Here is a 25,751-nt window from a genome sequence, read left to right as displayed (position 1 = left end):
ATATATGCAAATTATAAGTAAACTAAATCCCTATGTTGTTATATAATCAAATATCTATTAATAGACACATTAGAATAAACAGTAATACTCAAAGACGGGAGGTACTTTGCATCATTTTAAAAACATATTTTGTGGAGCTGGGAGATACACACCAAACATATCTCATGAATACATACAAAACTCAAGTTCACTATAGTTTGGATAAAGTTCAAGTAAAGTATCAGCTCAAACAATTTCACTATTATGAATAATTCTAGCTTTATTCATAGTTCAAAAGATTAAACTTTTTTGTTTAAACTCCAATTGTTAGCAATAAACTTTGATACTTACAGTTAATGTCACTTACCACAGCTGGTTTGGAATTAACTTAAGTTTTTTTTAGGTTAAACACAAATTTTACAAATACAAAATCAAATCTAAATTAAGCCAAAAAAATCAATTGCTACAAACGTGTGCTACCATCAGTATTTTATTCAAATATTTTCAATAAACTCATTCTGTCTTTGTCAGAATTAAATTCAAACATTTTTTGATGATGATGTTTTCTTCCAGTTTTTTCGGTATAAATTTTTCTAATTATTTCTGAAGTGTCTAATTCTATTATAAGTGCTTTAATGTCTAAATTATAACATTCGGAATATGATTTGTGCTTTAAGGAAGGAAAATTGTCTTTAAATTCAATGTTGTACTTTGGTTCAAAGTATTTTATTAGCGCAGCTTCCGTAAAGTTTATTTTTTGTTTATCAGAAAGTAATAATCCATCATTTTCAAAAAGATGTTCAATTTTTTCATTTTCTAACTTTGAATCTTCTTCACTTACTTTTATTAAATCAAATCCCGCAGCAACCATCAAAGTCTGTTGAGTGAAATTTGTTAACATAATCCATATGTCTGAATCTGGATGTTGGTTTGAAGTGTGTGTATAAATTTTTTGTACTGTTTCATGTGAAGATAATCTATCTAAAGCAGTTCTTTTACCGTCTTTCCCGTAAGCTTGACCTATGTATAAAATTTCATAATCCAAATCTTCAGTTTTGATATTGTCAATTACTAAATTACTATCCAAGAGTGTACTTGGTCTAGCGACCATAAGTGCTTGTTTTTGGTCTCGAAAGGCAAGAATATTGTATGGATATTTAGTGAAATATTCTATTTTTGATTTTGCTTTAGGGAATTCACAACACAAATCTACTTCGCTAATTTGTTCTTTAACGTGTATCAGTAACTTGAAACGTGCTCTTTTTTTTTCAATTTTAATAGAGGTTGGGTCAACAGTTACTTTTGGTCTTCTCAATACAAAATAAATATTACAAGGATTTTCGTCATTAAATAACTCTTGATTATTAGCATAATCTTCTAAATCAGCACCCAAAACTAATTGGTATTGATTTAAGTACATCAATAGAAAGGTCTCAATTCCGTATCGATAGTCGTTATTTTCAAAGATATTTTTCATATTGCCTGTAACGTCAGTAAGTCTAAAACCTCCAAATGAACTTTGTTTTGTTAATTAAAAAGTAAATATACAGGGATGTAAACTTTAACTATTTCTCTTTTTAAACTCCTCTGGTTCCATTCATCAAAACTCTCATTATTAGTACTACACATGCAACGAAAAATTTAGTTGTTTGTATATGTTTATAGAGATTCTAGCCAGTTATTTAATCTTTTTATTCTGTCTAGATCATCAATATAATTTACAGCTTTGATGTTTTCTGGAAATGCACTTAAACGTATTTCGCCGATTTTTTGTTTTTTATTAAATATTTTTTCTAAAGTCTCTCCATAATTCCTATTTTTAATGGGTAAAAATACACAAAAATTTCTTGAACTTTTGTCGGTTTTTGCGGTAAAGATTACTAAAATTATTTCTAAACCTTTTTCACAAATGAAATGAACTCCATCATTCATAAAAGGTTTGTGAGAAAAAAAATAAAAGTTTTTTGGGAGCAATCTAACTTCTGGATTTAAAATTTGATTTCGAATAATATCGTAATCTTCGGTCAATATGATTTTATAACCTATATATTGAAAAAGAATAATATAAGCAGTTTTCAATACTGCAAAATCTAAATTATCAGGGATTATATTTTTGGTAACAAAACTATAATCAACAATCTTATCTTTTTTAAGTTCAGAAATGTTTTCCGCAAGTATGATTGGATTGTTATTCTTTTTTAAATGTGTAATTTTCATTATTGGATATTCCGGGTCAAACTGAACACCCCATTCCGGTTTAAACTGTACAGGTGATTCCGGAGCAAAGTGAACACCCCATTCCGGAGCAAAGTGAACACCTGATTCCGGTTCAAACTGGACAGTTTTGATGATGATTTTTTATCCTACTTTGTGATCTAATCACATCAGTATGGCCAATAAATCAATAGGATCAATTATGATACGAGAAATCATCAGAATGAAAGCCAATGGTCTTTCTAATAGTCAAATTTCCAAAAGCATTGGAAAATCAAGAACAACCATCGTCAAATATCTTGGTGTGATTGAAACTTCTGGGATTTGCTTAAAGGAACTCCTTGAACTCAAAGAGAACTATTTATCGGAACTTTTTGAAGTTTCCAATGAGTTAAATCCTGCCAATAGAGAGCAGATTCATAAGGATTTATACTCCTTTTTTCCTTATCTCGAAAAGGAATTAAAACGTGTTGGAGTTACCCGCCATATACTCTGGGGCGAATACAAAACAAAGCATCCACAAGGGGTTATGTACAGCCAATTCTGTGAACATTACAAAAAATGGAACCAGAAATCGCAGGGTTATATGCCCACTACCCATAAGGCTGGGGAAAAACTTTTCATTGATTATGCCGGTAAGAAACTCCATATCATTGACAGGGAAACAGGAGAAATAAAGCCCGTGGAAGTCTTTGTTGCCACCCTTGGCGCAAGCCAATATACTTACGTAGAAGCCTCTTTTTCTCAACAAATACCTGATTTTATAGGTAGTGTTCAAAATTGTCTGCATTATCTGGGAGGTGTTCCAGCCTGTATTATTCCCAACAACCTGAAATCAGCAGTAACAAAATCCAATAAATATGAACCCCATATAAACGAACAGTTCGCCTGTTTTGCTTCGCATTATGATACTTCCATCATGCCGGCCAGAGCCCTGAAACCCAAGGACAAATCCTTGGTTGAAGGTGCCGTAAATATCACTTACACTCGCATCCATGCAGTTCTCAGGGATAAAGAATTTTATGGTATTGCTGAATTAAATTTGGCTATAAAGGAGCTTCTTTTGATTTACAATCAAACCCCTTTTCAGAAAAAACAACACAGTCGTACCGCTCTTTTTTTAGAAATAGAGAAAGATGCTTTAAAGCCATTGCCTTTGGAGAAATATGAACTCAGAGACTACAAAATGGCAACGGTACAGAAGAATTGCCATGTCTATTATTCATCCGACAAAAACTATTACAGCGTTCCCAATGCCTACATTGGAAAGAAAGTAAAAATGATCCTTACTCAAAGTGTCGTGGAAATCTATCACAATCAATCCCGCATTGCGCTTCATCCGCGCAGTCGTAAAAGGTATCATTATGTGACACTAAAGGAGCACATGCCTGTGAATCATACCTACAATGCCGATTGGAGTTCAGAATATTTTATCTCTTGGGCGCAAAAGATAGGCGCTTCGACAAAGGAATACATCGAGAAAATATTGGATAAAAAACAGTATCCAGAACAGAGTTATAAGAGTTGCATGGGCATATTGGCCATGGCTACCAAAACAGGAAAAGAACGCCTGAACAATGCCTGCAAACGCGCCCTGAGCTACGATGCCGTAAGCTACAATTCTATCAAAAATATTTTAGAGAGAGGCCTTGATAAAGAAGAAGAACAGCTGGATTTATTCAACGTCTCGATCTCTAATCATGACAATATCAGAGGATCAAAATATTATGCTTAACATTTTAAATCAAATCAAAATATGAACACCAATGCCACTATCGAAAAGATGCAGAAAATGCGTCTAAAGGGAATGAAACGAGCGTATGAATCCTCATTCGAAACCAGAAATCAAGACACTTTTAGCAACGATGAATTTATTGCCTGGCTCATTGAATCCGAGGACAATCAGCGCAACAACAGCCGAACCGAGCGGTTACTCAAAAATGCAAAGTTCCATTATCAGGCATCTTTAGAGGAGATAAGCTATACCGATGACCGGAATCTCGACCGGAATCTGCTGAGCCGTTTATCGGACTGCTCTTTTATTGACCGAAATGAAAATGTTATTATTACAGGTTGTACTGGAACCGGAAAGAGTTTTTTGGCAACGGCCTTGGGACACCAAAGCTGCATCAAAGGATATAAAGTACTTTATTACAATTTGGGCAAACTCTTCCAAAAATTAATGATGGCAAAAGCTGATGGTTCCTACATTAGAGAACTCATAAAAATTGAGAATCACGATCTGTTAATTATCGATGACTTTGGATTGCAAGCCATCAGCAATGAAAAGCAAATGATATTGATGGATTTGGTAGAGGATAGAAATCAAAAAAGAGCCACAATTTTCTGCTCACAACTACCGGTGAAAAACTGGTATGATCTCATTGAAGAAAAGACAATTGCCGATGCTATTTTGGATCGAATTATACACTCGGCAATACGCTTTGAACTCAAAGGAGAATCCATGAGAAAAAAAATGAAAAAATAGTAAAAAAATTATCTAATTTTAACCCAAGAAATCATCAGCAAAACAACTGTCCACTTTGCTCCGGAATAGGGTGTCCACTTTCATCGGAATAGTCAATTATGCCATTGTCGTCAATATTCAACGAAGCATTAAAAATTTTGCCATCAATATAGGTCTTAATAGGGACATTAGTATTTGGTGAAAATTTTGAATTATCCAATTCATTCAATCTATTTACCAGATGATGATCGATTTTAATTCCTGCTTCATTATTACATTTCTTGCAGGTTAATGTGTTTTTTCGTCCTCCAATTGATTTTTGGGGAGCATCTTCCAATGTTAATGTAATTTCACCTTCAATGTTTTTGTATTTTTTCAGACAAATAGGACATAAATAATGGTTCTTTAAATCATTATATTTGGGATCTATCAGAAAATTATCAATTAGAAGATTTAGATTATCACGATATTTTTCAAAGATTGTATTGGATTTCATCAGTATTTTTCGTTGCTGTGATTAAATGCCTGCTAACGTCAGTTTGTCTAAAAACCTTAAATACTTCTCTTAGAATTACATATTTGAGATTTTTAAAAGATAGGAGTCCGAGAACAAAAACTCAAAATGGAGGTTTTTAGACAGTTTGACGTTTTGCTGCTTTGAGATGGTGGGGAATTCTTAAATGCTCAGTTTTCGGCTTAACGAAAACTTGATGCGAAACGATAATTCCACTAAATTCCAGCTAGCTCAAAATGGCTGTTGGCGGTTCGGTTTTATTTTTTATATTCTGTGAACCTAATTATAAAGCAAAATGCCACTCTAATTTAGAATGGCATTTTTTATTTATTTATAATTAATTTAAACTCCTGTTTTACCTAGCGTAAGTGATTTAGTTGTTTTCATAATGTTTTATTTTAAAAGTTATTTGACAAATATATATATAATTTATTAAATACGCTCATCTTTTTTGAATATAAAAATATTATATATATCTCCTGGCAAAGAAGGACTGTCTTTAATATAATGGTTTTTGTTATTTTGAAAATTATCTTTTTTAAATTGATTTTTTTCAGCACCGCTAAAAAAAATATCGGTTTTTTTACAAGTTTTTATTTCAATATTCAAATGGTCAATTATTTTACTACTTGAAAATGAAGATAGACGGTCTATACTTAAATCTTGCCTCATTTCAATTACTCTTTCAATGTAATAAATATCTTTACCTTCCAGATTAAGTGTGTAATTTTGATTGTTATTATCTACTGTATTATCAATAATTTCTTTTAAACAGTCATTATCTAAAGCTTTTAACTCTTTTAAACTAACATTATCAATCTTTGTACTTTCTATATCTAATTTTGTATATGTTTTTTCATTTGAATCGTCCGGTATTGAGCTTATTGAGAAGGTTACAGGTACTTTTTCGTTTGATGTTGGCTTGACGTAAAAAAAGTTTTTTTCGATAACTTTTACAATATTGTTTTCTAATAATTCAATATCTATTAATATTCTAAAATTGTTATAATAACAAACAAGGTTATTATCTTTAAATAATTCGTTTTCTAGAAGTGGTTCAATTTTAGGCATTAATTCAGGAAATTTTTTCTGATACTTACACAAGGTTAATGCTTTCCATTTTTTATCAATATTACTTAAATTTGAAAGGTATTCTGGAGAAAAATTTGCTTCAGATATTTGCTCAAATAGTATATTTTTAAATTTTTCAGAACTTAATACACTATCTATTTGGTTTTTGAAATAATGTAAATTTCCAAGATATTTAGCAGCTCCAATACCACTCCCTGTTATAACAAAAGCATACGATAAATTTTTAAGAAAATCATTATTAAGTATAAACTTCACAAATTCATTGTTTTCATATTCACTTGGTGATATAAAACTTTTATTAAGGATAATAAGTAATGGAAAAAACAATAATAAAATATATGTATGATTCACAAAGAATCTTTTTATAACACTTAAAATTGATAGATAAGGTTTAAGTTTATATTTTAATAGTATAATTATAAAAATTACTAAAAAAAATATGAGTAAATAATATTTAGGGATATACATTTTTAAAATTTTTACGCAAACTTAATTATTTTTTATTTCGATTATTTTATGAATTGGAATTCTTTTTTTATCTTCCGAACCTGCGCTAAACTGACCGCCAACTTGTATATAACATCGTAACGCTTTTTTTTAAAGTTTTACCATATAGTAAGCTATATATTCTAGTTCGTAAATAAAGTTTTTTTTAACTATTGTCACAATACCCACATTTAGTGATATTTTGACTTAAATTGAAAATACAATAGAAAGCTAATTTTACCACAGCATCTTTTTTCATTTCTTTCGTCTATCCTTCCAAATATCATAATAATGCCTATTCTTCGAGTGCTTATAAAATTTACCTCTCACATAAAGACCTAAGATCCATATCATAATTAGTCCTATAATTTCGTACCATTCCATATTTTGAATCTTTAAGTAAGTTCAAAATATGTGTTTTTATTTTTAATACGATATGCAATTTGGAAAATTCAATATGCAATTTGGGAGTTTTAAAAAATAAAAAAGATGCCTCTCTGAGCATCTTTTTTATATAATCTTATTATTTTCTATAATTCTAATATTTTAAAAAATTCCGACAACTTGATATTTCTTGATTCGCAAATTTTTTTAAGAGTATTAACAGGAATATTATAATTTGATCCTTCGATATTAAGCGAAGTGTTTTTAATTTTTCTAACGATGCTTTCTTCAATATTATGATCCAATGCAAATGACCTCTGAGATTTATAAGGCTGAATCCAGTTACTGAAAATATAGTTACAAATAATGTTGCTAGTCTCTGTCATTAATAACAAAGAAAAGTCAATCAATAAAAAATAGCGCGTACTTTAGTACGCGTTTCAAAGTATTTTGTTATATTTGTTTTATCATTACGAATATGTAATGTATTTTTGCGACTCTTCATATAAAATATTTGAAGCATTCGCTTTGAATCTCGGCTCGAAACTTGGCAGTTTAAAACCACGAGATGATAAGTAAGATGCTCACGTCTATAGGCGTGGGCTCACTTATTCGTGGTAGGTATGCCAAGTACCAGAGACGTTTATGCTGAGTTCCATGCCTTTTTTATTTTCAATAGGCACTACTTAAGCTTAATTTTCTCAGCATCGCTTCATCCTTTTTCATAGTCTCGCAGCAGTTTTAACCGCTAAAAAAACCATAACTATGAAATAAAAAAAAATACTATTTATTTAATGCCTGTGCTGTTTCTTTATTTTGAGTTAGTGTTTCAGTGCAGGTTCTTTTTTTTTTGATTGAGAAAAAAGCAAGAATTGTTATTTTGAATTTTGAATTGTAAATTTTGAATTGTAGGGAAGAGCACGCTGATGCTAAAAATCTATCTTCAATCTTTATAACGTACTAACACCAAATTACCCTAGCAATACAACTGGATTTACAACATCTAAATTTTCACTATGAAATACTACAAACAAATAAAAATAGGAATAATTATACTTTTTATAGCAACGATGTTCATGTGGTTTTATGGTTATAATAGCGTGAACTGAACTGATGTTAAAATTCACATCGTCAGGTGAATAGAGGTTATTAATTATTTTAAATTTTGAATTGGGTTAAAGAATTTAGAACGTAGAATATAGAGACAATAACATCGAATATAAATCTAATTAAAAAGTATGCCTATGATAGAATAATAATATTGAGATTGCATCGTGCCTCGCAATGACAGAGGCAACGCTTCGCTCGAGTGCTTTGCTTAGTGCCTCGCAACTCTTCGCAATGACAAAAAAGGCCCTCCAACCGTCTGGACAACTGCATAGAGGACCAATGCTAACAAAACTAACGTTTCATTTAACTAAACCAAAATTATGAATATATTTTCATTTTACAAGGGATGGCCGGCGATTCCTTTGCTTTTAGGAATTTGCTTATGCGATTTTCCTGCCCATGCCGCAACAATCAACCCTTCCGCTTTTGCGACGGTAACAAAAAAAATTATACCTCAACAGCAAGTGCAAGTCAGTGGTACTATCACTGATGGTACAAACCCTTTAGCCGGTGTGACCATTTCCGTAAAAGGAAAAGCTACAGCGGGAACTATTTCGGACTTTAACGGGAACTATAGGCTAACTGCATCAGCAGACGATATAGTAGTCTTTAGTTTTATGGGATTTGTAACCGTTACAGAACCTATAGACGGACGTAAAATACTAAACGTACAATTACAAGAAGATGCTACCCAACTACAGGAAGTTCACATCAATGCGGGTTATTATTCTGTCAAAGAAAAGGAGCGCACCGGAAGTATTGCCCGTATTACAGCTAAGGATATTGAAACACAACCAGTAACAAATGTGCTTGCTACGATGCAGGGAAGGATGGCTGGGGTTAATATTACCCAGACAACGGGAATGCCAGGTGGGGGATTTGATATCCAGATACGGGGACAAAACAGCCTGCGGTTTGATGGTAATAGCCCCATGTATATCGTGGATGGTGTGCCTTATGCTTCTGAACCCATTGGAAGCCTTTTTACGTCTGGACATTTGCCACGAAGAACGAGTCCGTTAAATAGCATTAATCCTGGGGATATAGAAAGTATAGAAGTATTGAAAGATGCCGATGCAACCGCTATTTACGGGTCGCGCGGTGCCAATGGTGTTGTGCTTATCAGCACCAAAAGAGGAAAAGCAGGCAAAACTAAATTCACGGGTAGTGTCTCTAGTGGTTCAGGCCATGTCACCCGCTTTATGAAGCTAATGAATACCGAAGAGTACCTTGCAATGAGGCGTGAAGCGTATGCCAATGATGGCGTGACGGATTATCCGGCTAATGCCTATGACATTAACGGAACATGGGATCAAAACCGATATACGAACTGGCAAAAAGAATTATTGGGAGGAAACTCCAGTATTAATACCATGCAAACCTCATTGTCAGGCGGTTCAAAGCAAACGCAATTTGTATTAAATGGTACTTATAATAAAGAGACTACTGTGTTTCCGGGTGACTATAAGTACGAAAAAGGCAATGTTCACCTGAATCTTAATCACGAGTCGGAAGACCAACGGTTCAGGATTAATTTTACGACGGGTTATGTGGTACAAAACAATACTATGCCGACAGCTGACTTTATGGGAACAGCTCTAAGCTTAGCACCCAACGCGCCTTCGCTTTATGATGTCTTAGGGAATTTGAATTGGGAAAACGGTACTTTTGAAAACCCGCTGCAATTACTTGCGACGGACTTTAAAGGGAGAACTAATGACCTTATTGCTAACTCACTGCTCTCCTACATTCTGTTTAAAGGATTCGAACTCAAATCGAGTTTTGGTTACAGCGATTTGCGTTACAAAGAATTAAATCTGTTGCCTTCAACGATGTATAACCCCGCATACGGTTTAGACAGTTCCTCATCGCTGGTTTTTGAAAACAATACAAGCCGTAATTCGTGGATTATTGAGCCGCAGGCTAACTACCAGTTGACAGCAGGCCAAGTCAAGATAGATCTGCTTGCCGGTAGCACTTTTCAACAGCAGATGTCGAATCAAGTTGTGCATATGGGCTATGGATTTTCGAGCAACGGTCTAATTGAAAATCCGGCATCGGCATCCCTATTCTCCATTATGAACAGTGATGCAACAATGTACAAATACCAGGCTTTTTTTGGCAGGGCAAATTTTAACTGGAAAGGCCGCTATATTATCAATATGACGGGTAGAAGAGATGGATCAAGCCGGTTTGGGATTGCTAACCGGTTTGCAAGCTTTGGGGCTGTTGGGGCATCATGGCTTTTCGGTGACGAACCAATAATAAAAAAACATGCAGAATTCCTCAGTTTTGGAAAGCTACGAGCCAGTTATGGTACCACTGGAAATGATCAGATAGGAGACTATCAGTATCTTGATACCTACAGTACATCTGGTAGCAATTATGAAGGCATAAGCGGTTTACAACCGACAAGATTATTCAATAAGGACTTTGGATGGGAAACCAACCGAAAACTTGAAGTAGCACTAGAAACAGGATTTTTGAAAGACCGTATTTTTTTGACTGCGGCTTGGTACCGAAATCGTTCGAGCAGTCAATTACTAGGTGTGCCTTTACCAGGAACTACCGGATTTAACTCGATACAGGCAAATCTTGACGCAGAAGTACAAAATAGTGGTTATGAATTGACCTTACGTACGTTGAACCTGCAAGGCGATAAATTGAGTTGGACAACGAATTTCAATTTTACTAGTGCTAGGAATAAACTGCTCTCTTTTCCGGATCTGAAAGGTTCGTCTTACCAATCTCAATTTGTCATTGGTCAACCTTTGAATATTGTTAAGGTATTCCATTATATTGGTCTTGACCCGCAGACTGGTACTTATCAGTTTGAGGACTTAAACGGTGATGGTCTACTATCGGCTAATGATGACAGGGGGTTTGTAAAAGAACTGAATCCGAAGTTTTATGGGGGATTGCAAAACCAGTTGAAGTACGGAGCGGTGCAACTGGACTTTTTGTTTCAGTTTGTTAAGCAGGAAAACTATACTGAAGCATTTGGAACCCTTTTGCCGGGAACCATGTCGAACCAGCCAGCATCATTTGTGTCTCACTGGCAAAATCAGGGAGATAGAGGTCCTAATCAGCTTTATAGTACAGGAATCAATCCTACTGCCCAGCGTGCAAACACTCTTTACTCCCAAAGTGATGCGGTTATAGCGGATGCTTCTTACATCAGGCTGAAGAATATTTCACTGACCTACGATTTGCCGAAACAATGGACAAAATCCTTTAGTTGCAAGCTGAGCGTGCAGGGGCAAAATGTACTTGTCCTCACTTCTTATAAGGGAGGGGATCCTGAATTTAAGACTGCAGGTTTCATGCCTCCTTTACGCGTTTATACTTCTACATTACAAATCACTTTTTAACTGAAGCCATGAAAAATATACTATCAAAGAAAGCAATGTTACCTATTTTGATTATAAGTATTGCTATACTGTTTACAAGCTGCGATAGCTTCACAGAAGTTGACCTTCCAGATTCACAGCTTACTGCTGATGCTGTTTTTGAAGACCGTCTTACCGCTAATGCCGCGATGACTGATATTTACACAAAAATGCGCGATAATGGCCTATTTACAGGCCTATTTACAGGGTTTTCGAACCAGTTGGGGCTCTACAGTGATGAACTTACCTCCTATTATAATCCAGGTAGTTTATCATTTAATTACGGTACTAATGCTTTGCAAGCATCGGGAACAGAAATAGCACAATTATGGAACAGTAGCTATAGCCAAATTTATGCTGCCAATGCCGTGATTGAGGGTGTGGATCATTCTGTTTCTCTGCCAGAACCTGACCGTAACCAATTGAAAGGTGAAGCTCTTTTTGTACGAGCGTTGATTCATTTCTATTTGGTAAATTCCTTTGGTGGTGTGCCGTATATTAGCACTACCAATTATGCAGCCAATCGCATTGCGCATCGTACTGCTGAAAATGATGCACTACTCTTAGTTAAATCTGATCTTGAACAGGCTATTGCACTTTTGCCCGACTCCTATATTAGTTCAGAACGTGTAAGGCCAAACCGCTGTGCGGCTTATGCCATGCTGGCGAGAGTTAACCTTTATCTCCATTTATGGGATCAGGCTTCCAATGCTGCTTCTGCCGTTCTGAACCAAACAGATGTTTATGTATGGGAGAATGATCTTGATAAAATTTTCCTTAAAGAAAGTACAACTACGATTTGGCAATTGATGCCTGCTATGATGGGAGACAATACAAAGGAAGCTAAAACATTTGTGTTTTTTAACGGACCGCCACCTTCATCATCACTTTCACCGACCATTCTTACTGCGTTTGAGGCTAATGATCAAAGAAAAGTACACTGGACAAAAATGATTACAACGGGTGTTAATAGTTGGTCTCACGCTTATAAATATAAAGAGTCTTCCAATACGGGGAGTTCTGTAGAATACTCGATTGTGCTCCGACTTGCTGAGCAGTATCTGATTCGTGCTGAAGCTAGAGCGCAGCAAGGTGATTTGATTGGCGCTAAAGAAGATTTGAATAAGATAAGGAATACAGCAGGTTTAGGGGATACACCAGCAACAACTAGTGCAGAAATTATCACTGCCGTGCTAAAGGAACGCCAAACGGAACTTTTTTGTGAATTTGGACACCGCTTCTTTGACCTAAAAAGAAATGGCTTATTGGATACTGCATTGTCTCCTGTGAAATTGGGTTGGAATACTACAGATAGATTACTTCCGCTACCTCAAAAAGAATTGTTGTTAAACCCAAATCTTGCCCCACAAAATGATGGTTACTAGAATAGTTCAGAGAAAGAAAAAACTTCGTCATTCTTTTTTTTTCCGCTTAACTACATATTGTTTTTTGCTAGTGGGCTGCACGGTAGTAGGGCAGGTTTTACAAAAGAAAACGGTACCGCAAGAAGATTATCATTTATGGAGTGATATGCTATCGCACAGTATTTCTGATAAGGGAGGTTGGGCAAGTTACAGCCTGCAATACGATACAGCTGATACGCTATTTGCTATAGCAACAAAAAGCAGAAAAAAATACGCATTTCCTCATGGTACAAATGGGGAGTTTAATGGTGAAAATTGGTTTGCGTGTAAGCAGAATAATACATTGGTTTTGCAAGACTTAACATCAGGAAAAGTGAATTACTTTCCGAAAATTAGCAGCTATTCATTTTCGGGCAATGGTAAATACTTAATACTGATTAGTGATGATCAAAGTGGCAACCAACGCTTAACTGTAAAAAACATGCTTGGTCAAACCGTGGCTAATGCTGATAATATCAACGAATGGATATGGAATATACGCAAGGATGCGATTGCCTACGTTACTGGAAAAGAGAAAGTGGAAATACTTGAAATCTTTGACAATTTTATAAAAAAAGAGATACCGGTTTTAACAGATGGCGCGATTAAAAACCTGAGCTGGCTTAACCAAACTATTGCCTTTATTCAAAATAATGGCTTGAGAGGCAAGCTGTATGCCTATCGGTTAGATACTGGGAAGCTTTTATCATTTGATCCGGAAAGCTGTTCCAATTTTCCTAATGATATGAGCATAGGTGCTGGTTTTAGTTCGATTACTATTTCAAATGATGGAAATCGGATCTTTTTCAAGTTGAAAGAAAATGTGCCGAATGAAGATACAGCCGAAGTTGTTCAAGTATGGAATGGAAATGACAAGCAAATCTATCCCAATTTAAAAATGTATGGAGACTTTACATTACAGGATAAAGTCGCAGTATGGTTCGTAGAATCGGGTCGGTTTTTGCAGATTAGCAACAGGGAAGAGCCCTCTGCACTAATTGGGCGTACCGCAGAATATGCGTTGACTTGGAATGAATTCGAATCTGAGCCACATTTTGATGGTATAGGATCGAGAGATATTTATGTAACTGCAGTTCAAACGGGTACAAAGCGATTATTGCTCAAAGGATATCCTGGGACGGGGATGGAGCCGGCATTTTCTCCCAAGGGCAATTACTTATCTTATTCAGTAAATGGTGACTGGTGGGTGTATGATTTCAAGAAGGACGAACACCGAAATATTACTCAAGATTTGGGCGTTCCAGTTCGTGATATCGATTATGATCGTGCGGGGCAAGTTCCTTTATATGGTATTGCAGGGTGGAGCATAGACGACAACTCTCTTTTCATTTATGACCAGTTTGATATTTGGATGATTAGCGCTGACGGAAAGGCAAAGAAACGGTTGACCAAAGGACGTGAAAATAAAACTACTTTTCGTTTTGCAACTGCCCAACGCAGGCTCCTCTCTAAGTTCGATTACATGGATCGGACGACTGTAATTATCAGTTATTCAACGCAGTGTATTTTATCTGCCCAAAATACTGCGACAGGGTATAGTGGATTTTATAGTTACGATTGGACAACTGGTGCGCGTCCAATTTTTTGGGAATACAAAAGAACTGACCGTGTGGTAAAGGCTAAAAATAGTAACGCTTTTACTTTTATCTCGCAACATTTTGATGCGCCCCCTGAGTTGCTGTTCGTCGATGCTCTTGGGAAAGTAAAAGAATTGTATCGCAGCAATTTTCAGCACCACAACTATTTGTGGGCTAAGGTTGAGAAGGTTTCGTATGTTGTAGATGGAAAACCCTTATCGGGTGTTTTAATTTATCCTGCGGATTTTGATCCTACGGTCAAGTATCCTATGATTGTTAGCATTTATGAAAGACAAGGAGGTAGTTTACATCGGTATGTTAAGCCGACGCTATTGAACGAGAATGGGATTAACTTTTCGGTATTGTCGTCAAAAGGTTATTTTATCCTATTGCCTGATATTGTCTATGAAATGCGGCAAACAGGTGAATCAGCAAAAAAATGTGTATTGGCTGCAGTTGATGCGGTGCTTTTAAACTTTAGTATAGATCCTGCAAGAATTGGATTAACAGGGCATTCTTTTGGTGGCTTTGAAACGGATTATATCATAACGAAAACAAATCGGTTTGCCGCGGCAGTCGCCGGGGCAGCTATTACAGATTTGGTATCAAGTTATCTTTATTATAACAGTAATTATGCGACTTCAGATTTTTATCGATATGAAATTGATCAGGAACGTATAGGAATGTCTTTATTTGAAGATATGTCAAGTTACCTCAACAATTCACCGGTGTTACTGGCTCAAAATGTAGCGACACCTTTATTGGCATGGACAGGAGATGAAGACAAACAGGTACATTATTTTCAAAGCATCGAGTTTTATTTTGCTTTGAGAAGGTTGAAGAAAGAACATACTCTACTTATTTATCCCGAGGAATCTCACACAATAATAGACAAGAAAAATCAAGCAGATCTAACAAAGCGAATTGAAGCCTGGTTTGCGAAATATTTAAAATCTTAAATTGAAAAGCCGTCACATTTTATTGTGGCGGCTTTTCTTTAAAAATTAAGGATTACTTCTAAACAACATGGTCGGACATTGGTTGTCGCTTATGCGACGATACAACTGCGAGTTATCAATGCTTGACTTACAAAGCTGACCTTGAACGTTATCACACGATTCTACAGGTTGACAAGGTTGGGCAGCACCAATTACCTTTTTATAACCCGTTTCACTAACTAGTACGGTTGCCTTTTTTTCCATCGCATTTGAGGATAAAGCACCAACTAATCCGAGAGCAACAAATGCTACCGGCATACCGAATTTTAAAATTTTAGTTTTCATAATCGTAAAAATTAAAAGTTTTGATCTACTCTTTTTTACAGGTTTTCGATCTTGTCCTGCTATTTGGCCAATAGATTGCTTAGTCGGGTTTACGACCGACTCTGTTTTTTATAATTAGCTGTAATTATGGGCTGTAGTTTGTAGCTTATAAGGTGATTTCCCACTAGGGTGTAAAGCTTATCACCATGTACTATTATATCACGTAACTTTTGTTTGTCGACATCGTAGACATAGAAGCTTTCGAGATAGCTATTTGAAGAGATATCATAGCTATCTACAATACTGGCTAGTTTCCACATTTCTAAGCTTTCATATCGACCGGGGATATTACTGTTTACAAAGAGTACATTACCATAAACAGCTGCATCTTTATTTACTAGCAACGGCTTTTTTGCAAATTTTCGCTCCCCACGTTTTTCTAAATCTACCAATTCAATATTTGAATGTGCGATCGTGTCTATTGTATTACCTCTATAATCTAAATTTAGTTTAGGATCGACGACGATAAATTGATTGCGATAGGCATACAAGTAAATTATTCTGTTAATTTCATTACTATACATTAATGAGCCATCAGTATCGAACAGGCCATCAATCTGTTTTTGCAATAAATTAGGGTTTAACACTGTCTTTTTAGTAGAGAGCAAGTCAACTTTACCTAATATACTTTCACCACTACCCCGTTTTTGAACGCGAACTGCCAAAGAGGTTGAGTCAATTGCTTCTGCATAGGTAAAGTACTCAGAGCCACTTTTGTATAACTTAGCCTTCCAGTCCGAAATTTTACCCCTAAATATGCAAGGAACCGTTCCGTCATAAATATAAAAATAGGGGCCGTTTACTCTAATTGTCAGTGAACGAAATGGCAGGTCGATTTTGTCAAGCGTAATATTGTGTATCGTTGTTTTATTTAACGCTGTATCTACAACGGTCATTAATAACTGCGAGGTTGTATTTCCCAAGTAAACATGATCACCATCTGCCCCAGCAAAATAGTACGACCTTAATTTGAGGTTATAGTCCTTGATTTTGGTTGCAGGGGCACTTGATAAACGCCGCACAAATTTATTGTGATAACTATGGATATTTTCCGAGATTAAAAATAAAGCAATTACTATAATAATACCTGTCAATGCAGAACTGGACACCACAATTAATTTCCTTTTTATAGTGATAGATGGTGTTGGTTGCAACCACAATCCAATCAGTGCCAAGAAAACAAATCCTATGTTAAAAATCAAATGCTCGTGCCAATTCATTTTTTCTAAAATACCTCCACAAGAACAAGGAACAAATACGCTATGATTTAAAATAATATAGATGTAAGCGGTAAACATTAGCATTAACACGAAAGATGATACCAAGGCTGGATACCTAAACTTTGGTAAAACCAATAAGATAACAATTAAAAATTCAGCTGACGGAACCGCCCATGCTACTTGTTCGGCAAAAGAACTCAACAGCGGTGACTGTCCTAGTTGCTGTTTGAAATTTTCGAAATCAAGTACTTTGTTGGTCGCTGCATAAGTAAAAAGCAAAATAAAGAGCCAACTTATGAAATTTACTATAACACTTTTAATTTTTTCAGAAATTTTCATAAGTTGCTTTTTTAGTCTTGTAAAATTCTACAATATAAAAGTATAATGTTATGCAAATCAGAACTTTCGTTATCCAAAATAGAGTTGAAGCTGTTCAGTATTTAATTAGCTTCATTCGGGCTACGATCCACTTCACTCGGTGCATACTTAAATTTTTTTTTAAATGCTTTATAAAAGTTGAGGTAGGTATTAAAGCCATTCATTATTGCAATTTCTTTGAGTGGAATCTTTGTTTGCTGGATCATCAAATGTGCTCTTTTTAATCTTTCATCGTGGTAAAAATTATAAATACTTGTTTTGAAAAATTCACGAAATCCAAGTTTCAATTTGTATTCATTACAATCAAAAAGCACAGCTAATTCTTTAAGGGTTGGCAGTGGTTGCTCCAAGTGATTTAATATGTAATCATAAAGATTTTGCATGACGATAGCTTCGGATTGTTTTTCCGGATTTATTTTTATTACATACTTCGGGTCTGACAGCAATTCTTGCAATATCGTAGTAATTGAGTTTACTATTATTTTGTCACTGTAGCGCAGCCGTGAAATGGTGCAAAAAGTTGGAAGTAATTTATTATTACCCGTTACAAAAATAAGATGAACGGTGCTATGGTAATTGTCATCTAGTGAAGCTTCTATCTTTTTTTGATTCCAAATACTGGAGGACTGTGGCGCGATAAATTTTCCAAAGTCTACCTGAAATAATTCTTCAGATTCATAGTATAGTGCTTGCAGAACGTGTGCATTAAAATTGCTGATAAGAAAGTTATCGTCTAAGATAAATGTTGTTTGTACTAAGTTTTGATAACTGTAATGAGGGTTAACGTAACTTGATTGGAGTAATATATCATGCATTTCTCCAGCGAGTTTATTAAGCATTTCAGACATCTTGCCGACTTCGTCGTCTTGATCTATTTTGATAATTCTAAAAGCGAGATTACCAGTTGCCATTTCAAAAAGCATTTGGTAAATCTCCTTTATGCGTTGTTGTGTTTTTTGATTTTCCATTAGATTATATAGTTAGGAATTGAATGCGGAATATCAAGACAAGTATTTGGAAAGACAGACAAAACTATAGAATGTAATTTTTATTTGCTAAAAGTATAGTGTTCAATTCGTGAATTGAATAGGTGTTTTTTAGTGAAAAGTGAGTGGTAAATCGTTTTTTAATTCCATAATCAAAGAGTAATTCTCGATGCGTTCCTTAGTTGAGGTATGGAATAATTTGATTTATTGTAGTTTGTTTTTTTAGGTCTTTACCTGAGATGGAATGTTTTTGAGTTTAGGAGGAATTATGATAAAAATGATAGTTGGAAGAGTAAGGGGAAGAGGTAGAAAGATGCTGAGAGGTGTCTTTTTTTGTTTTTATATATAAATGTATCTGAAGAAAGTTTTCTATCGTGGTTTAATTTAAATCGAATATCACTAAAAGTGGGTATTGTATTAATAATTTTAAAAGCTTTTATTTACAGCCATAGAAATATTGCTTGAGTTATGGTAAAACTTTAAATAAGGTGTTACTTCTTGATGTTATATACTAGTTGTACCTCATTATATATGAACCGACCATAAAACAAGAGCTAAAAATGGAAATGACTTGGAACAATTGTTTCTCTCCAAAAAGATTTGGAATGCAGAAAGGACAAGACGATATAAGAACTCAATACGAAAGAGATTGGGATAGAATCATTTTTTCAAGTCCATTTCGAAGACTTCAAAATAAAACGCAAGTATTTCCACTTCCCGAAGAAGTATTTGTTCATAATAGACTAACACATTCTTTAGAAGTTTCAAGTGTTGGAAGATCTTTAGGAAAAATAATTGGAAAGAAAATTTCAGAACTGCCACAAGTTAAAAGTGACGAGAATGCTCGGCCATTTTACAGAAACAGTCTTAAAAATGTTTTATCGTCTGCCTGTTTAGCACACGATCTAGGAAATCCTGCATTTGGTCATTCTGGTGAAGAAGCAATTTCTAAATATTTTAAGAAAAGAGACACAAAAAAACCTGAAGATATTGAATTTAAAGCTATGTTCTCAGATGCGGAATGGCAAGATTTAATTACTTTTGAAGGAAATGCAAATGCGTTAAGAGTTTTAACAATGCAACAACATGATAGAAATAAAGGAGGCTTTAGGCTGACATATAGCACAATTGGATCAATATTAAAATATCCGTGTGAATCTCTAGCATCAGATAAAAAAATACTTCACAGAAAAAAATATGGTTATTTCAAAATCGACGAAGAAGTTTTTCTTGATATTGCTAATGAACTAAATATGATACCTGACGATATAGCATCTAGAATTGCATACAAAAGGCATCCTTTTGTATATTTAGTTGAAGCCGCTGATGATATTTCATACAACATTATAGATTTTGAAGATGCACACAGATTAGGAATATTATCTTACGAAGAAGTTAGTTCTGCATTTCTTGAAATCATTAGCCATAATCCAAAAGATAACATAGAATGGGTAACTGAACAGGCGGAAATATTAAAAGGTGACCCAAATGAATCAATAGCATATTTGAGAGCTAAATCAATTAATGCACTTATTCATAAATGTGCAGATGTGTTTTGGGATAAAAAAGAAGATATTTTAAAAGGAATTTATCAAAAAAGTTTAATAGAAGACATTCCTGAATTACAATCGGTAATGCAACGAATTGAAAAAAAATCTATTGAAAAAATCTACAATGCTAGAAAAGTAGTTGAATTAGAAATCGCTGGATTTAGAATTATGTCTGGTCTAGTTGAAGATTTTGTTTTTTCTGCTTTAACACCTGAAAATATACGAGATAAAGAACAAAAGAAAATACTTCAGTTATTGCCTAAACAATTTTCATTTGATGAATCTAGTACTCCTTATGTAAAAGTTATGCATATTATTGATTTTATTTCAGGTATGACAGACGTTTACGCACTAAAATTGTACAGAAATTTGAGAGGAATCGAAATATAAATAACGAGGTACAACCGCCATTTGAGCTAGCTGGAATTTAGTGGAATTAATGTTTCGCATCAAGTTTTCGTTAAGCCGAAAACTGAGTTTTTACGAATTTCCAGCCATCTCAAAGCAGCGACACGTTGTAGGCAAGCTAAAAAAAACCGTACAAAATTGAATCTAAAATACACCATAACACAAGGTACAATAATTGGAGATGACAAAAGTTGTGAAATACCATTTGCTTTAGTTAGTGAAGAAAATGGTGTATATTTCATAGAAACTTTTCTTAAGGAAGGATTTTATGATGACACATACTTTTCAAAGCGATTCAGTTTAATTGGAAAAACAGAAAAAGGTTATCAAATCGAAATTGAAGATTTGACTTTTACATTATATAAACATCACAACCATAAAGCAAAATTTGTTTGTCGAAATTTTGTTAAGTTAACTGAAATAGAAAGAAATTCGTTAGATGAAGATTTCAAAGAAATTGAAGACAACATTCTTTTTGTAGAAATAGAAGGTTTTAAAACAAAGTTTGCAAATCACACTGATGTTAAGAAATATAGACAATATGGAAAAGTTGACGATTTCAATGTGAACTTTGATTATACTAGCTGTTCATTGTATATTCAAATTGAAGGGTATAAAGAGAATTATTTTCATCTGGTTTTTAGTCAGTCAAAAACAGATGATACAATCTTGATTGACTTTACAAAGAATGGAGGTTATGGTCTTTTAACATACAAACACTTTCAAGTATTTAAAAAACAATTTTTAGGTTTTCTCTCTTTTCTAAATGGAGGAAATGTATCTATTAGAAGAGAACTAACTGGTAATTTTTATACTATTGATGGTTCAGATTCTCACATTGTTTATAATTATTCATTTACTAAAAATTCAAATTCTTACACTAGCGATTACATTCCAATTAATGAGCATCATTCGTACAGTTCATCAATTTTCCAAAGAGCTTTTATCTATTCATTTAATGAGTTTTATCACAATGATTTAAAACTTGATTTTATCTCAACCGTATCATCATTAAATTCTGCATTTACAACTTCTGGAATGCATCAATCATATTCAATTTTAATTAATGCACTAGAAAAGCTTAGCACTAATTATCAAATATCACTTGGAAATTTCGATGAAAATTTAATAGATAATAAAGTTTGGGAAGAAAGTATTAAACCAGCTTTGATTAAAGTGCTTGAAACTCAAAAATCTGACATAAATTCAACAAATATAGATGCATTTAGAATATTTAAATCAAAACTTGGGGACTTAAACAGAAGGAAGAATAGTACAGTCCAAAAAATGTATGATTTATTAAAATGTGGTTGTATTCCAATTAATCAGAATGTTGAAAATTTGGTTACAAGCGAACGACATACTGCTGTCCATAATGGAGAGTTCGGCGAAAATTTCACAGAGATGTTTATCAATTTTCAAAAATTAGATCATATATTACGTGATATAATTTTGAATATTATCGATTATAGAAGTTATAGGAAACCTATCCATGAGTATGCTTCATTAGAAGAACGAAAGAAAGCTTATCCTGAAAGGATACAAAAAAATGTAACATATCTTTGTTCACAACCATTCAGAGAAGAATAAATAGCCAGCCTACAACAACTGTTTTGATATAGCTGGAATTTAGTGGAATTACCGTTTCACATCAAGTTTTCTGCAAAAAAGAAAGTTGACTGGTTACGAATTTCCAGTCATCTCAAAGTGGCAAAACGTCACGGATATAAAAAAAGAATAATAGTCGTTTTCAGTATGACAAACAAATTAAAAAATATGAGACCAGAATTTTTACAAACCTTATCACAAATCGTTGTTTTTGTTGGAATTGTATTGACTGCGATTGGAGGATATGGTCATTTTCATTATGGAAAAAAGATGGGGCAAAAAAGAGAAGTTGTAATTGATAGCAAACTTGACAGTATTCCGGTGAGTATAAATTCAACAAGTAATCAAAATACAGATAAAGTTCTTTTTGCGATTAAAGATGTAAAGCAGACTGTTGATGAAATTGCTTCTTCTGACGGTTCAAATATTAAAGAAATTAGCTATCCACGTTCTGGAGGATTTGGTATTAATATTCTTGACAGGAAAATTACAAGGTATATTGTTGGTAGTTATTCTATGCGAGTAGAAGTACCAAAGAAACAAGAAGTTATTGTAAAAGTATCCGGCACAAATTGGGTGTTTCCAGCTTTTCAATCAATTCCGGGGTGGAGAGATTTTGACTATGAGAAAGAAGGCACAAAAACGATTCGCAAATTTAAAACACTTAGAGGTGGGTCTCTTGACTTCGACATCAGATTTACAGCTGCTGATGAAATTGAACTTACGGTTTTTGAGAATGGGTCAAAAGAGCCGAGTTGGAAAAGAACAATAATAGTTGTAGATAAATAACTGGCGGTAACAGCTATATTAACTGACGAAAACGACAATGACAAACATAGAAAGATTTTCAAAACGACAAGGTCTTTTTGCATTAAAGGAAAAAGAGATTACCATTCGCGAGGACGCACCAGAAGTTCTTCGCGGATATATCAAAATGGCTTATTACGATTTAAATAAAAATCCTTCTGACCTTCGTGCAATAACCACTAGGGTTTTAAGAATTCCTCCAGATCATAATAATTGGTCTGAATTTCCGAATATAGATTACGAAGTTGGAGAACATTTAGAATCTTGTGATTGGTATCTAGTTTATGACATTGTTGAAACAATAATTCAAAAACTAAACCCACAAGAAAGAGAAATCTTTACAAACGAAATAAATGAATACTTCATTTCAAATGGAATTGGATGGAAAATTGAAAATGGACTTATAGAAACTCGTGGGGATGAAGTTTTTGAAACAGCAGTTAAGACTGTTGTTTCTGTTTTGGAAGCAGCAAAACTAGAAACAGCCAAGACAGAAATAAGAGAAGCACTTAATGACTTGTCAAGAAGACCAATACCTGACATAACTGGAGCAATTCAACATTCACTTGCTTGTTTAGAGTGTGTGACAAGAGAGGTTACCGGAGACTCTAAATCAACTCTTGGAGACTTAATGAAAAAATTCCCTAGAATAATCCCAACTCCACTTGACCAAGCAGTAACTAAAATTTGGGGTTTCACTTCAGAACAAGGCAGACATTTAAGAGAAGGGCAAGCACCTGAATATTTAGAAGCAGAATTAGTCGTTGAAGTTACTGCGGCCATTGCGACATATTTAGGAAAAAAACTTGGCGTAGCAAAAACGGAAAAAGATGACTTACCATTCTGACAAAGAAAATACGGCTGGTAAGACCTGCTAGAAAGGATTTGGGGTTTTTGCTTAATTTGAAAATGATTTTGAATTTGAAGAAAATAGGCAAACCTTCAAAATAGTGAATTTTAACACCGCTACACCGCCTAATAGCAGAACGTTATCGGCAACCCTAACCGACCAAGTAAACAAATAAACTGACAATGAGAATTAAGAAAATACAATTAAAGAATGGTTACAAAAGGTTTCACGATTTGACAATTGACTTAGGTAATGAGCCTAAAAGAATTATTGCATTGGTTGGACCTAATGGTTGCGGTAAAAGTAGTGTACTTGATGGAATGTTATTTCATAATAATGCATATGGTGCAATTGGAAATAAAGGAGGTAAAGACCATAACTATCATTCAATGACACAAACCCCTAATTTCAATTATCAAAATATAATCATAGACTTAGATGCAAGCAACTTTCAACAATTAAAAGAACAAAGAACAAAAACAGGAAAGGAAAACACCATTTTTTCTTTTAGAAGTCCATATAGATATAACAGTAATTTAAAGGTTACTCAATCTAAAGCAACTTCAGAAATTCGTCTAAATAATTATGGAGCGACGACCTCTACCGATTTAGATGATAAAATGGAGGAAAATTATAGGAGACTTTACATAAAGTTTAATAAATATCTTCACGAACAAGACTGTACGCCAAGTCAAGCTAAAGCAAAAATAATTGGAGACCTAAACAGCTCACTTAAGAATTGTCTTGATTTAGAAATAATGAGTATAGGAAACATAGAAGCCAATGAAGGGACAATGTTTTTTCTAAAAAGTGACCATCCAAAAGAATTTGAATTCAATGTTCTATCATCTGGCGAAAAAGAAGTTGTTGATATTTTACTTGATTTGTATTTAAGACAAGAAGAATACAATGAAACAATATTTCTAATAGATGAACCCGAACTTCATATAAATACCTCAATTCAAAAAAAACTCCTATTAGAAATAAATAAACTTGTTGGGCCAAATTGTCAAATTTGGGTTGCAACACACAGTATAGGATTTTTAAGAGCCTTGCAAGAAGATTTGAAAGACGAATGTCAAATTATTCAATTTCAAAAAGAAATTAATTGGGCATCAACTCAACAAACTCTTGTTCCAATAAAAAAATCACTTTCAAAATGGAAGGAAATTTTTGAAACTGCATTAGACGACTTAACTGGGTTGGTAAGCCCAAGAAGAATTGTTTATTGTGAAGGCAAAGACAGGCCAGGTGTTAATGGACTTGAAAAGGGATTTGATGCAAAAGTTTTTAATAACATTTACGGTGAAAAGTATCATGACACATTATTTATTTCAAGTGGTGGAAATACAGAACTTGACCAAAGAAGTGAAATAGCTCTTGCAATTTTAACAAAAGTCTTTTCAGAAATTGAAATTTTTGTATTTAAAGACAGAGACGTTTCTTCAGGCAGGCAAAATGACGAAAACGATAGACAAATATATCTCAAAACTAATCCTAAGCATTTCAGAATTATGAAGCGTTGGGAAATTGAAAATTATTTATTTGATAAAGAAGTACTAATTGCCTTTTGCAGTGCAAACAACTTAACTTTTAATGAAATTGAATATGATAAGTTTGTTACTAACATTAATGACAACAACATTAAAGATGAAATAAATCGCGTTAGAAATTTTTGTGGAATTAGCGCAAGTATTAGTGCAGAAAGTTTTAAACTGACTTTATCTGAATATATTACCCAAGATATGGAAGTCTTTAAAGAATTAGAAAATTGTATATTTAATAGAGAATAAAAAGGGCAACCGATAACAGAAGGGTTCGTTGCGTGCGTAGCGCAAACAATTAAACTCGTGTTGGACGGAAGCGGAGGTAGTTTTAAAAAGCAGTTTAATTATAGTTTAAATCCTATATATTTACTAACTAATTAACCAAATAAAGTTCGTTTGAGGGTTTTTAGACGAATTGACGTTGTAGGCAATGCTAACG

17 protein-coding genes are annotated in these 25,751 nt (G+C 34.1%); 10 read left to right on the top strand and 7 right to left on the bottom strand.

The features are described 5' to 3' along the window. Positions 1-469 precede the first annotated feature (469 nt). Together EKM00_RS06835 and EKM00_RS06830 are read right to left on the bottom strand one after the other, a co-directional pair. Positions 470-1,456: a hypothetical protein gene (locus EKM00_RS06835; RefSeq protein ID WP_126515683.1), complete on the bottom strand. Its 987-nt coding sequence runs from the start codon at positions 1,454-1,456 to the stop codon at positions 470-472. A 182-nt stretch (positions 1,457-1,638) separates the two neighbouring features. Continuing rightward, positions 1,639-2,196 (bottom strand): hypothetical protein, encoded by a 558-nt coding sequence (locus EKM00_RS06830; RefSeq protein WP_126515682.1) that lies wholly within the window; start codon positions 2,194-2,196, stop codon positions 1,639-1,641. Between the two features lie 199 nt (positions 2,197-2,395). Here EKM00_RS06830 and istA point away from each other — a divergent pair, with 199 nt between their 5' ends. Next, positions 2,396-3,928 carry an IS21 family transposase gene (istA, locus tag EKM00_RS06825; protein ID WP_233592251.1) on the top strand — a complete coding sequence of 511 codons (1,533 nt, stop codon included), beginning with the start codon at positions 2,396-2,398 and terminating at the stop codon, positions 3,926-3,928. 21 nt (positions 3,929-3,949) lie between these two features. Further along, complete coding sequence (gene istB / locus EKM00_RS06820; protein WP_126515680.1) at positions 3,950-4,681, top strand: IS21-like element helper ATPase IstB; 732 nt, start codon at positions 3,950-3,952, stop codon at positions 4,679-4,681. Positions 4,682-4,715: 34 nt separating this feature from the next. Here istB and EKM00_RS06815 read toward each other — a convergent pair whose 3' ends face one another. Both EKM00_RS06815 and EKM00_RS06810 read right to left on the bottom strand, forming a co-directional pair. Beyond that, the gene (locus EKM00_RS06815; RefSeq protein WP_126515679.1) at positions 4,716-5,156 is read right to left on the bottom strand and encodes a hypothetical protein; all 441 of its coding nucleotides are present in this window, start codon (positions 5,154-5,156) and stop codon (positions 4,716-4,718) included. A 450-nt stretch (positions 5,157-5,606) separates the two neighbouring features. Then, the gene (locus tag EKM00_RS06810; RefSeq protein WP_126515678.1) at positions 5,607-6,617 is read right to left on the bottom strand and encodes a hypothetical protein; all 1,011 of its coding nucleotides are present in this window, start codon (positions 6,615-6,617) and stop codon (positions 5,607-5,609) included. A gap of 1,949 nt (positions 6,618-8,566) precedes the next feature. On the opposite strand from EKM00_RS06810, the gene EKM00_RS06800 reads away from it, so the two are divergent. The 3 genes from EKM00_RS06800 to EKM00_RS06790 all read left to right on the top strand — a co-directional run bounded on the left by EKM00_RS06800 (position 8,567) and on the right by EKM00_RS06790 (position 15,595). Next, entirely contained in the window at positions 8,567-11,617 is a 3,051-nt protein-coding gene (locus EKM00_RS06800) for a SusC/RagA family TonB-linked outer membrane protein (RefSeq protein WP_126515676.1), read from the top strand. Between the two features lie 239 nt (positions 11,618-11,856). Continuing rightward, a complete protein-coding gene (locus EKM00_RS06795; protein ID WP_233592250.1) occupies positions 11,857-13,020 on the top strand; it encodes a RagB/SusD family nutrient uptake outer membrane protein in 1,164 nt (387 codons plus the stop codon). 70 nt (positions 13,021-13,090) lie between these two features. Next, the gene (locus EKM00_RS06790) at positions 13,091-15,595 is read left to right on the top strand and encodes a S9 family peptidase (protein ID WP_233592253.1); all 2,505 of its coding nucleotides are present in this window, start codon (positions 13,091-13,093) and stop codon (positions 15,593-15,595) included. Between the two features lie 45 nt (positions 15,596-15,640). On the opposite strand, the gene EKM00_RS06785 is transcribed toward EKM00_RS06790, so the two are convergent. From EKM00_RS06785 to EKM00_RS06775, 3 genes are all read right to left on the bottom strand, one after another. Beyond that, positions 15,641-15,892 carry a hypothetical protein gene (locus tag EKM00_RS06785; protein ID WP_126515673.1) on the bottom strand — a complete coding sequence of 84 codons (252 nt, stop codon included), beginning with the start codon at positions 15,890-15,892 and terminating at the stop codon, positions 15,641-15,643. Between the two features lie 116 nt (positions 15,893-16,008). Beyond that, positions 16,009-17,517, bottom strand: a complete 1,509-nt coding sequence (locus tag EKM00_RS06780) for a MauE/DoxX family redox-associated membrane protein (protein ID WP_126515672.1) — start codon at positions 17,515-17,517, stop codon at positions 16,009-16,011. A gap of 101 nt (positions 17,518-17,618) precedes the next feature. Continuing rightward, positions 17,619-18,524 (bottom strand): helix-turn-helix domain-containing protein, encoded by a 906-nt coding sequence (locus EKM00_RS06775; RefSeq protein WP_126515671.1) that lies wholly within the window; start codon positions 18,522-18,524, stop codon positions 17,619-17,621. Positions 18,525-19,102: 578 nt separating this feature from the next. Here EKM00_RS06775 and dgt point away from each other — a divergent pair. The 5 genes from dgt to EKM00_RS06750 all read left to right on the top strand — a co-directional run bounded on the left by dgt (position 19,103) and on the right by EKM00_RS06750 (position 25,558). Beyond that, the gene (gene dgt, locus EKM00_RS06770) at positions 19,103-20,482 is read left to right on the top strand and encodes a dGTP triphosphohydrolase (protein ID WP_126515670.1); all 1,380 of its coding nucleotides are present in this window, start codon (positions 19,103-19,105) and stop codon (positions 20,480-20,482) included. Between the two features lie 156 nt (positions 20,483-20,638). Next, the gene (locus EKM00_RS06765; protein ID WP_126515669.1) at positions 20,639-22,090 is read left to right on the top strand and encodes a hypothetical protein; all 1,452 of its coding nucleotides are present in this window, start codon (positions 20,639-20,641) and stop codon (positions 22,088-22,090) included. Positions 22,091-22,276: 186 nt separating this feature from the next. Continuing rightward, a complete protein-coding gene (locus EKM00_RS06760) occupies positions 22,277-22,897 on the top strand; it encodes a hypothetical protein (RefSeq protein ID WP_126515668.1) in 621 nt (206 codons plus the stop codon). Between the two features lie 37 nt (positions 22,898-22,934). Continuing rightward, positions 22,935-23,762, top strand: coding sequence for an AbiJ-NTD4 domain-containing protein (locus tag EKM00_RS06755; protein ID WP_126515667.1), 828 nt, complete (start codon positions 22,935-22,937; stop codon positions 23,760-23,762). Between the two features lie 185 nt (positions 23,763-23,947). Continuing rightward, complete coding sequence (locus EKM00_RS06750; RefSeq protein ID WP_126515666.1) at positions 23,948-25,558, top strand: AAA family ATPase; 1,611 nt, start codon at positions 23,948-23,950, stop codon at positions 25,556-25,558. Positions 25,559-25,751: the final 193 nt, after the last annotated feature.

This window comes from Flavobacterium sp. RSP15 (genome assembly GCF_003968755.1).
In the GTDB taxonomy this organism is placed as follows: Bacteria; Bacteroidota; Bacteroidia; order Flavobacteriales; family Flavobacteriaceae; genus Flavobacterium.
This window is presented reverse-complemented; position numbering and strand designations above follow the sequence as displayed.